At 64.2% G+C, this 10,129-nt stretch carries 12 protein-coding genes and 1 pseudogene; 7 read left to right on the top strand and 6 right to left on the bottom strand.

All coding sequences use genetic code 11. The annotated features are described in order from the left end of the window. From EOA22_RS38775 to EOA22_RS10715, 4 genes are all read right to left on the bottom strand, one after another. The coding region (locus EOA22_RS38775) for a tripartite tricarboxylate transporter permease (protein WP_245478616.1) at positions 1 to 262 on the bottom strand (262 nt) is incomplete at its 3' end. A 10-nt stretch (positions 263 to 272) separates the two neighbouring features. Beyond that, the gene (locus tag EOA22_RS10725; protein ID WP_063169000.1) at positions 273 to 746 is read right to left on the bottom strand and encodes a tripartite tricarboxylate transporter TctB family protein; all 474 of its coding nucleotides are present in this window, start codon (positions 744 to 746) and stop codon (positions 273 to 275) included. A gap of 74 nt (positions 747 to 820) precedes the next feature. Beyond that, positions 821 to 1,798: a tripartite tricarboxylate transporter substrate-binding protein gene (locus EOA22_RS10720; RefSeq protein WP_063168999.1), complete on the bottom strand. Its 978-nt coding sequence runs from the start codon at positions 1,796 to 1,798 to the stop codon at positions 821 to 823. A 175-nt stretch (positions 1,799 to 1,973) separates the two neighbouring features. Next, positions 1,974 to 2,429, bottom strand: a complete 456-nt coding sequence (locus tag EOA22_RS10715; protein WP_024502811.1) for a DUF2214 family protein — start codon at positions 2,427 to 2,429, stop codon at positions 1,974 to 1,976. Positions 2,430 to 2,631: 202 nt separating this feature from the next. Here EOA22_RS10715 and EOA22_RS10710 point away from each other — a divergent pair, with 202 nt between their 5' ends. Both EOA22_RS10710 and EOA22_RS38770 read left to right on the top strand, forming a co-directional pair. Beyond that, positions 2,632 to 3,165: a GNAT family N-acetyltransferase gene (locus EOA22_RS10710; RefSeq protein WP_013529609.1), complete on the top strand. Its 534-nt coding sequence runs from the start codon at positions 2,632 to 2,634 to the stop codon at positions 3,163 to 3,165. A gap of 5 nt (positions 3,166 to 3,170) precedes the next feature. Further along, positions 3,171 to 3,272 (top strand): annotated as a pseudogene (locus EOA22_RS38770) (DUF4892 domain-containing protein); the annotation flags it as partial. Positions 3,273 to 3,306: 34 nt separating this feature from the next. Here EOA22_RS38770 and EOA22_RS10700 read toward each other — a convergent pair. Further along, entirely contained in the window at positions 3,307 to 4,071 is a 765-nt protein-coding gene (locus EOA22_RS10700; RefSeq protein ID WP_013529610.1) for an IclR family transcriptional regulator, read from the bottom strand. 183 nt (positions 4,072 to 4,254) lie between these two features. Between EOA22_RS10700 and EOA22_RS10695 the strand changes: the two genes are divergently transcribed. The 5 genes from EOA22_RS10695 to EOA22_RS10675 all read left to right on the top strand — a co-directional run bounded on the left by EOA22_RS10695 (position 4,255) and on the right by EOA22_RS10675 (position 9,481). Continuing rightward, positions 4,255 to 5,229 carry a tripartite tricarboxylate transporter substrate-binding protein gene (locus EOA22_RS10695; protein WP_013529611.1) on the top strand — a complete coding sequence of 325 codons (975 nt, stop codon included), beginning with the start codon at positions 4,255 to 4,257 and terminating at the stop codon, positions 5,227 to 5,229. 139 nt (positions 5,230 to 5,368) lie between these two features. Beyond that, the gene (locus tag EOA22_RS10690; RefSeq protein ID WP_063168998.1) at positions 5,369 to 5,905 is read left to right on the top strand and encodes a tripartite tricarboxylate transporter TctB family protein; all 537 of its coding nucleotides are present in this window, start codon (positions 5,369 to 5,371) and stop codon (positions 5,903 to 5,905) included. Between the two features lie 4 nt (positions 5,906 to 5,909). Beyond that, positions 5,910 to 7,433: a tripartite tricarboxylate transporter permease gene (locus EOA22_RS10685; protein WP_013529613.1), complete on the top strand. Its 1,524-nt coding sequence runs from the start codon at positions 5,910 to 5,912 to the stop codon at positions 7,431 to 7,433. A 15-nt stretch (positions 7,434 to 7,448) separates the two neighbouring features. Further along, on the top strand, positions 7,449 to 8,633 hold the full coding sequence (locus tag EOA22_RS10680; protein ID WP_063168997.1) for a CoA transferase: 1,185 nt from the start codon (positions 7,449 to 7,451) through the stop codon (positions 8,631 to 8,633). After that, positions 8,630 to 9,481 (top strand): citryl-CoA lyase, encoded by an 852-nt coding sequence (locus EOA22_RS10675; protein ID WP_063168996.1) that lies wholly within the window; start codon positions 8,630 to 8,632, stop codon positions 9,479 to 9,481. The genes EOA22_RS10680 and EOA22_RS10675 overlap by 4 nt, the downstream gene beginning before the upstream one ends. Positions 9,482 to 9,485: 4 nt before the next feature. Here EOA22_RS10675 and EOA22_RS10670 read toward each other — a convergent pair whose 3' ends face one another. After that, positions 9,486 to 9,956: an NUDIX hydrolase gene (locus EOA22_RS10670; protein ID WP_127389962.1), complete on the bottom strand. Its 471-nt coding sequence runs from the start codon at positions 9,954 to 9,956 to the stop codon at positions 9,486 to 9,488. Between the last annotated feature and the right edge of the window lie 173 nt (positions 9,957 to 10,129).

Here is a 10,129-nt window from a genome sequence, read left to right as displayed (position 1 = left end):
CGCCGGGCATGTTGATGAAAATGGCGTTGGTCGAGCCGCCATATTGCGCACCGTAATAGATGCCGGCGAGCATGATGAGGGAGGAAACCGGGTCGCCGATCTGGAAGGTGATGGGCAAAAGCATGGCGATGGTCGCGGTGGCGCCGATGCCGGGCAGGACGCCGATCAGCGTGCCGAGAAGGACGCCGATCAGGCAGAAACCGAGGTTGGTCAGCGACGTCGCCGTCGAAAAGCCGAGCGCAAGGTTGTCGAGCAGATCCATGCTCATCGCCTTACGACACCAACCACGGGGCCAGCCACGGGCCGAAGCGGCGGAACGGCAGGCCGAGCGCGTAGCTGAAGACAAGGAATGCAAACAATGTCAGGCCGGCCGACAGCACGAGCGCGGTCAACGGCTTCATGCAGCGGCTGGCAAACGACGCGATCAGCGCCGTCAGGAAGATCGACGGGATGAATCCGAGGCCGCGCACCGTCAGGCCGAAGAAGATCGGAGCAGGCAGGATGAGCAGCATGCCGCGCCACGCAATATGCCCGACCGCTTCGCCCTCGACGCGTACAGCCTGGACGAGAATGACGGCGCCAAGCAGGACCAGCACGATCGCCAGGACCAGCGGAAAATAGCCTGGCCCCATGCGCAACGCGGTGCCGATTTCGAGGCCGAGCGATTGCAGCGCGAACCATGCGCCGAAACCGATGAACAGGGCGGCGCACAGGCCGTTGGCCCTGTCGATCGCGAAAGGTTTCATGATGGTTCTCCCAAGCCGCGGTGCGTAGCGGATGCCGAGCGAACAGGGGCGCCGGTGGCGCCCCTGTTCAAACCTCAGTCGGCATACTGGCCGGCGGCTTCGATGATCGGCTTCCAGCGCGCGATCTCACTTTCCAGCTTGGCCTTCAGTGCGGCGGGCGTCGCATCGGCCTCGGGCGATGGCTTGGTGCCGAGTTCGGCGAAGCGGGCCGCGACGTTCTGGTCCTTCAGCGCGACCTGAAGCGATTTCGACAGGCGTTCGGTGATCCCGGCCGGTGTGCCCTTGGGTGCATAGAGACCGTGCCAGATGCCGACCTGCACTTCGGGAAGGCCGCCTTCCACCGTCGTCGGGACGTCTTTCAGCACATCGAGGCGCTCCGGCGAGGTGACGGCATAGGCCTTGATGGTGCCGCCCTGGATCTGCTTGGTGGTGTTGGTCGTCTGGTCGCACATGATGTCGACCTGACCGCCGAGGAGATCGGTCATGGCCGGGCCGGTGCCCTTGTAGGGCACGGTGACCAGCGGCGTCTTGATGGCGCTCATGAACAGCATGCCGCACAGATGCGAGGCCGCACCGATGCCGGCATTGGCGACGGTTATGGAATCCTTGTTGGCCTTGGCGTACTCCACCAACCCCTTGAGATCGGTCGGCTCCAGGTCCTTGCGGCCGACGATGGTCATCGGCACCTCGGTGACGAGGCCGACATATTCGAAGGCGTTCAGCGTGTCGTAGGCGAGCTTTCTGTACAGCGTCGCACTTGTCGCCATGCCGATATGATGGAGCAGCAGCGTATAGCCGTCAGGCTCGGCGTTGGCGACGCGGCCGGCACCCAGCGTTCCGCCGGCGCCGCCGACATTCTCGACGATGACCTGCTGGCCGAGATCCTTCGACATCGCTTCGGCGACGAGGCGCGTGACCGTGTCGGTCGGACCGCCGGCGGCAAACGGTACCACAACGGTGATGGTTCGTTCAGGATAGGTCTGCGCGCTGGCCGCGAACCCATAAAGCGTGACGGCCGCGGCAGCAGCCAGAGCGGCGACAAATCTTCTCATCGTGATCTCCTCCCGGGATATGAATCTCCAACGCCGCGCGGATCTCCTCTCAACACCGGCTGCGCATGAAGCAACAACTAGGGCAAGCTAGCAAATAGCAACTGGGCGGCAAACTGCCGATATCCGCAAACATCCGCACTCGATGGGTGGATAATGTCGGAGGGTGATCGCCACCCTAGTAGCCGTAGCCGCGCGCCATCGCCGCGGCGAAGACCGGGATGAGCAGGAAGATGAAAGCTTCGGCGCGGATATAGGTCTTCACGGACGCAAGTTCGGTCGCCGGCACCTGGAACGAGGCATTGCCGCTCGCCTGCCTGTTCCAGGATATGAAGCGGACGGTCGGGATGATCGACAGCAGGCCGACAGCGCCGAACGCCGCTATCTTGGCCCAGAACACCCAGTTGTAGACGTAGAATTCCCAGCCCTTGAGGCCATAGAAGACGCGGCCGATGCCGACGACGATGATCAGCGCGGCGATGACGCCGTAATGGCGGTCGATGCCGGCGAGCCTCTTGAGCGTCGCAGCACCCAGATCGCCGCGGATCAGGACGAATTCGGCGCCGATGATCCCCGCCAGCGAAAACACCAGCAGATGATGGAAGATCGCAAGCACAAGATCGGTGGTATCCATGCTCTTTTCCCTGGGTTTGACGCCACCAATGCGCGCCTGAAAAAAGGTCGCGCTGGCGGGTGTTGAATCAGCCTGCGGTGAAAAATAACATCGTCGCGCAAAATTCCCATAGCGGCGCCTGGATGATGGGCCGTGTTGCCCTGGCCCCTTGCGCAGCACCGGCGATTTGCTAAGCGCTGGCGATCCGTGCGAGGCAGATCCCATGAACAATCCGCAAGCGACCAGTGCTCCTGTCATCGAAACGAAGCGAACCATCCTGCGGGCACACCGCCTGGATGATTTCGACACCTATGCCGCGATGTGGACCGATCCCGTCGTCACCCGCTTCATCGGCGGCAAGCCGCGCACGCGCGAAGAAAGCTGGATGCGCTTCCTGCGTCACGCCGGCCTGTGGTCGTTGCTTGGCTATGGCTTCTGGGCGATCGAGGAGAAGGCGACCGGGCGCTTCATCGGCGAGGCCGGGTTTCACGATCTGAAGCGCGACATGGAACCATCGATCGAAGGCATTCCCGAGGCCGGGTGGGCGCTGGTTCCGGCCGTGCACGGGGCGGGCTTCGCCACCGAGGTGGTTGGCCGCGTCCTGGCATGGGGCGAAGTGATTTTCGGGCGCGAGAAGACCGTCTGTATCATCGATCCGGAAAATGGCGCTTCGCTGAGGGTGGCTGCCAAGTGCGGTTACCGGGAAGTGGTAAAGACCACCTATCACGACGCTCCGACTATCCTGCTGGCGCGGTGACCTGAGCGGCGCGGCTGACCGCTGCGGGCGCCGGCATGATGGCACCTGTCGCCAGCAACGATGACGAAGCGGGCCGCGCCAAGAACCGCCGTGTGGTTCTGGTCAAGTTGAACTGGGCGAGCCTTCCAATCAGGCCGCATTCTACGGCAGGGCGTCCGCTGCCAGGCTTGCCTGCTCGAGCATTGAGGCGTCCTCGCCGAAGGCGCGGGTGGCGCGGGCCGCTGCCTCGAGCAGCGGACGCTTCATGCGCTGCAGAAAGGCCGCGTCGACGCGCGTGCTTGGTCCAGCCAGGGTCAAGGCGCCGAGCAGGACGCCCCCTGGCCCGAATACCGGCGCCGACACGCCCCCGGTCTCGGGGTCGCGGTCGCCGACGGCGAGACAGTTGCAGGTCTTGCGGATGGTCTCGTAGGGTTCGCCCTGCTGGCCCGAAAACGCTGCGAGCACGCGGCCGCCCGAGCCGAGCAGCAAAGGCAATACGTCGCCTTCGCGTATCGTGTAGCGGATCGGGTGCTTGGATTCGACGCGGTAAAGACAGGTGCGGACATCGCCCGAGCGAACGTAGAAGGCAACGCTTTCCCAGCTTCGCTCGGAAAGATCGCGCATGATCGGCAGCAGGATGTCGACCGCCACGACCGAACGCTGGTAGAGCGCACCGAGCCGAAACGTCGCGGGTCCGACGCGGTAGCGCCCATTGTCGAGGCGCTCGAGCAATCGTCCGCGCAAAAGGGAATTCGCAAGCCGCAGGATGGTGCTCTTGTAGAGGCCGGTGCGCGCCGCGATTTCGGCTAGGCTGAGCGACCGGTCCTCCGTGCTGAAGGCATCGAGGATGGCAATCGCCCGATCGAGTGCTGCAACACCTTCGGCGCGGTCGATTTCCGCATCTGCCGATTTGCTTGGCGAATCCATGGCGGTTCCAGTTTGAAGAAAGCCGAGCGACGCGACTGTGTCGCGCCGCCAAATCGTTCTGTCCAGTAGAATATCGTTTCCGTTGACAGAACTCCGTAACATCTGCTTGAAATCGATGACGGGTCTGGATGCAGGCGCGTTTTGGCGGGCACCGGAGGAGGTGTCGTGATTTGGAGGAATCCCATGCTGGACAGACGCAGATTTTTGATGAGCACCGCAGCCGTGGGTGCCGGGCTGATGACGTCGCATCTTTCTCCCGCTTTGGCCGAAGGCGCGCCCCAGATACAGCTCTTCGTGCCTGCCGCACCGGGTGGTGGCTGGGACCAGACGGCGCGCACGATCGACCAGGTGCTGCGCAGTGAAAAGCTCATCTCGGGTTCGCAGATCACCAATGTCGGCGGCGCCGGCGGGACTGTCGGGCTGCCGCAATTCATCAGCCAGTGGAACGGCAAAGGCAATTCCCTGATGGTTGCCGGCATGGTCATGGTTGGCGCCATCATTGCCAACAAGGCCGCCAACAATCTGACGCAGGTCACCCCGATCGCCCGCCTTACCGGCGAGTTCGAGGCCTTGGTCGTGCCGGCGGAGTCGCCGTTCAAGACGGCCGCTGATTTCGTCGCCGCGCTCAAGGCCGATCCGACAAAGGTTCCTGTCGCCGGCGGCTCCGCAGGCGGTTCCGATCACATCCTGTTCGGCCTGATTGCCAAGACTGTCGGCGTGCCGGCGACAAACCTGTCCTACGTGCCGTTCGCCGGCGGCGGTGAGGCGTTGTCGGCGCTGCTCGGCAACCAGGTCGCGGCCGGCATCTCCGGCTTTGGCGAGTTCTCCGAGCAGGTCAAGGCGGGCGCGCTGCGGCTGCTCGCCATCTCGGCAGACAAGCGCCAGGACGGCATCGATGCGCCGACGCTGAAGGAGGCCGGCATCGATGTCGAACTGTTCAACTGGCGCGGCGTCTTCGCACCGCCGGGTATTTCCGACGCCGACAAGGCAGCGATGATCACCCTGATCGAGACCATGGCCAAGAGCGACGCGTGGGCGACCGAATGCAAGAACCGCAACTGGACGCCGATCCTGCTCACCGGCGACGACTATGCGAAGTTCGTCACCGAGGATTCAGCCCGCATCGAGGCGATCCTGAAGGATCTCGGGCTCGCCTGATCCATCGTCATAGGGGCGGCGCAGGTCGCCCCTTCTCGCATGAAATGCAAGCCGGCATGACCCTGCGGTGGGGAGCAAGCATGCGGCGCCGGGCATTTCCGCCAACCATACTTGGCCAGCTCTCCTGGGGAGGACAATCATGAGCACCAGCGACCAGCAGGCGGCGCCGTCGCGGCTTGCCGTGCCGGAATTGTTGATAGGCATCGGGCTCCTGGCCTGCGCCGGCGCCGTCGCCTGGCAGACGCTGGCGATCCCGGTGTCGCCGCTCTACTCCAAGGTCGGCCCGACCGTCTTTCCCTACCTTACCATGGTTGGCCTGGTGGTACTTTCGCTGTTGCTCATCCTTGCCGCGCTTCGCGGCGGCTGGCAGCCGGAGGAGGAAAAGGAGACGCCGACCGACTGGAAGGCAATGGGCTTCGTCGTTATCGGCCTGATCGCCAATCTGCTGCTCATCCAACCGCTCGGCTTCACGGCGGCATCCGTCATCATGTTCGTGCTCGTCTGCTACGGCTTCGGCAGCAAGCGTACGCTGCGGGACGTCGTGCTCGGCCTTATCCTGGCGCTGGCCGCCTATTTCGGCTTCGCCAGGGCGCTCGGCGTCAACATCGGTGCCGGTTTCATCGAGAACCAGCTGAACACGGTCATCGATGCGTTCATCACCATGTTGAGGGGCTGACGCCATGGAAACGCTCGGACATCTGGCACATGGCTTCTCGGTCGCCTTCACCCCGGTCAACCTTCTGTGGTGCCTGCTCGGCACCACGCTTGGTACCGCCATCGGTGTGCTGCCCGGTCTTGGGCCGGCGCTGACCATCGCGCTGCTTTTGCCGATCACCTATCAGGTGGCGCCGGAGGCATCCTTCATCCTGTTTGCCGGCATCTATTACGGCGCCATGTACGGCGGCTCGACGACGTCGATCCTGCTCAACACGCCCGGCGAAAGCGCCACCATCGTCACCGCGCTGGAAGGCAACAGGATGGCGCGTTCCGGCCGCGGCGGTGCAGCCCTCGCCACTTCGGCGATCGGCTCGTTCGTCGCCGGCACGATCGGCACGATGGGCGTCGCTTTCCTGGCGCCGGTGGTGGTCAAATTCGCGCTGGCCTTCGGTCCGGCCGAATATTTCTCGCTGATGGTGCTGGCCTTCATCACCGTCTCGGCGGTGCTCGGCTCGTCTTCCGTTCGCGGCCTGACCAGCCTGTTCGCAGGCTTCGTCATCGGCATGATCGGCGTCGACCTGCAGACCGGCCAGCCGCGCTTCACCTTCGGCATGACCGAACTGCTCGACGGCGTCGACGTCATCATCGCCGCCGTTGGCCTGTTTGCGGTCGGCGAGACGCTGTACATGGCCTCGCGCCGCTATGCCGGCAAGGACGAGATCGTGCCGCTGAAGGGCTCGCTCTACATGACGGCGGCCGAGTGGGGGCGTTCGTGGAAACCCTGGCTACGCGGCGCCGCGATCGGCTTCCCGATCGGCGCCATGCCGGCGGGCGGCGCCGAAATCCCGACTTTCCTGTCCTATGCCATCGAAAAGAAGCTGTCGAAGCACAAGCAGGAGTTCGGCACGGTCGGCGCCATCGAAGGCGTTGCCGGCCCCGAGGCCGCCAACAATGCGTCCGCAGCCGGCGTGCTGGTGCCGATGCTGACGCTTGGCCTGCCGACCTCGGCGACGGCGGCGATCATGCTGTCGGCGTTCCAGAGCTACGGCATCAATCCCGGACCACTGCTTTTGACGACCCAGGGCGACCTCGTCTGGGGGCTGATCGCCAGCCTGTTCATCGCCAACGTCATCCTGGTCATCCTCAACCTGCCGCTGATCGGGCTGTGGGTGCGGCTGCTGAAAATCCCGGCGCCGCAGCTCTATGCCGGCATCCTGGTGTTCGCCACGGTCGGCACCTATGGCATTTCGCAATCGCCCATCGACCTCGTCATCCTCTATCTGCTGGGGGCCGCCGGTTTCCTGATGCGGCGGTTCGATTTTCCGACCGCGCCTGTCATCATCGGCATGATCCTTGGGCCGCTCGCCGAAACCCAGTTCCGCCGGGCGATGACTATCTCGAATGGCGACTGGTCCGTGTTCTACACCCACAAACTGTCGCTGACACTGCTGACGCTCGCCTTCATCGGTCTCGCCGGCCCGCATATCTGGGCCTTCATCGAGCATCGTCGTCGGCGCGGACCGGAGCATGTGCCCGGCGATGCCTGATCGATCCCTGATGCCATGACAGAACTGCTTTCCGGTATTCGCGTCCTCGACCTGACCAATGTCCTGGCCGGTCCCTACTGTGCCTATCAGCTGGCGCTGCTGGGCGCCGACGTGATCAAGGTCGAGGCGCCGCAAGGCGGCGACCTCGCCCGCCAGCTCGGCGGCTCGGCAAAGCTGAACAGCGCCGGCATGGGCGCCTCGTTCCTGGCTCAGAACGCCGGCAAACGGTCGGTTGTGCTCGACCTCAAGAAGCAAGCCGATCGCGAGCGCTTTTTCGATCTGGTGGCCAGCGCCGACGCACTGGTGGAGAATTTCCGCCCCGGCGTGATGGATCGGCTGGGGCTTGGCTACGAGGCACTGAAGACGGTCCGTCCGGGCCTCGTCTATTGCGCGATATCGGGTTTCGGCCAGACCGGGCCAATGCGCGACAATCCCGCCTATGACCAGATCATCCAGGGCCTGTCTGGGATCATGAGCATCACCGGCACACCGGAAGCGGCGCCGCTGCGGGTCGGCTATCCCGTCGCCGATACGCTTGGCGGACTGGTCGGCGCGTTCGCCATCGCCTCGGCGCTGGTGCGGCAGAAGACGAGCGGCGAGGGTGCCTTTCTCGACGTTTCGATGCTCGAATGCACACTTTCCGCACTTGGCTGGCCGGTTTCCAACTATCTGACCGCAGGTATCGACCCCATGCCGATGGGCAACGAGAACATGACGGCGGCACCCTCCGGTGCGTTTCGCACCGGCGACGGGCTCATCAACATCGCTGCCAACAAGCAGGAGCAGTTCGTGGCGCTGTGCCGGCTGATCGGCCGGCCGGAATTGGCTTCCGATGTCCGCTATGCAGAGCGCGAGACGCGCAAGCGCAACCGTGCGGCGCTTAAAGTCGAGATCGAGGACGCCCTGGCGGGCGCCTCGGCGGCGGCCTGGGAAGAGACGCTCAATCGCGCCGGCGTGCCTGCCGGCAGGGTGCTGACGATCCCGCAAGTGCTGGCCGAGCCCCAAGTCCTCGAGCGCCAGGTGACCGCGCATTTCGACGATGTGGCTGGCATGAAGAAGCCGCTGACCGTTTTGCGCGGCGGCTTCATGGTCGATGGCGAGGCGCCCTTGCCGACAAAGCCGCCGCCGGCGCTCGGCGAACATATGAGCGAGGTGTTCGCCGACCTGCCGCCCCGCACCAGGACAAAGGCACGCGCATGAGCGGCACGGAGAAGAAGACGGGCCGTGAGCGCGGCGAGGAATGGTGGCAGACCGACATCATCGAGATGCGGCCAGGTGTCATCCGGCTGCGTGGCTACGAGATCCAGGATCTGATCGGCCGCGTCAGCTTTCCGGCTGTCATCTGGCTGATGCTGCGCGGCGAACTGCCCAGCGAGGACCAGGCAGAATTGCTCGGCATTGCCTTGGCTGCCGCCGTCGACCATGGACCGCAGGCGCCATCGATTGCCATCGCGCGCATGGCTGCAACCTGCGGCGTCGGTATCAACAGCGCCATGGCCTCGGCCATCAACGTTCTCGGCGACGTGCATGGAGGCGCCGGCGAGCAGGCGCTTTCCTTTTATGGTGACATTGCCGTGGCGATTGATGCCGGGATGACGCTGAATGAGGCGGTCTCGGCGCGGCTCGACCGGTTCTTCGCCGAGGAGAAGGGCTATGTGCCGGGGCTCGGACATCGCTTCCATCCCGTCGACCCGCGCGCGCCGCGCTTGCTGGAACTGACCCGCGAATTTGCCGCACGCGGTGCCGTCAATGGGCGTTTCGCCGATATCGCCGAAGCGGTCGAGGCGGATGTCGAACGCCGCAAGGGGAAAAAAATACCCCTCAACATCGATGGCGCCACCGCCGTCATCTATGGCGAACTCGGTTTTCCGCCGCCGCTGACGCGAGGGCTTTTCGTGCTGTCGCGCTCGGTCGGCATCCTGGCGCATGCCTGGGAGCAGTCGCAGCAGGCCGAGCGAAACAAGGGGCCGCTGCCGCGCGAGTGGCTGTGGGCCTATACCGGCACGCCGGTGCGGCCGTTTCCCGAAAGCGATGACCCCGGCGAGTGAGGCTCTACGCCTGGTCCACCTGCACAGGGATCTTCAGCGTCTTCACCAACGTTGAAAGATCCGGCTCGTCGATGAGCATGGCCGCATCGGCTGGCGCCAGCCAGGCCCGCTGGCGTCGTTTGGCTTCCTGCCAGTCGGCCAGTTCCTCGCTCACCTCGAGCAGGTAGACGATGACGTCGACGCGGACAAAGCGATTTGCCAGCCGCTTCCAGAAGGAATAGGTGCCCGCCGGCTGCTTCAGCGTCTTGCCGAGCACGCCGGCTTCCTCCTGCGCCTCGATGGTGGCCGCCTTGCGTCCGCTCTTGCCCTTCATCGGCCAGCCCTTGGGGACGATGAAGCGCCTGGTGGTACGCGACGTGACCAGCATCACCTCGATATCGCCACGCGCGGTCAGCCGGAAGGGAATAGCCGCCACCTGGCGGATTCTCTCGCCCTTCTTTGCCTTGCGTACGGCCTTTTTCTTGGTGGCTGCCATTCGTCAATCCAGTCGATGCAATGCCGCATAGCGCGACAAGGCGTCGTTGCAAAACCAAAACTTTCGCATGTGCCAACGACACTCGAAATACATAAGTCGGCTAAATAAACGAAAAAGGCCTTGATGTCAGCGGCAATTGCTCACGGCGGTGGTGCCGATTATCTGTGTCTGGC

It is taken from the genome of Mesorhizobium sp. M7A.F.Ca.US.014.04.1.1 (assembly GCF_003998745.1).
GTDB classification, from domain to species: Bacteria; Pseudomonadota; Alphaproteobacteria; order Rhizobiales; family Rhizobiaceae; genus Mesorhizobium; species Mesorhizobium ciceri.
This window is presented reverse-complemented; position numbering and strand designations above follow the sequence as displayed.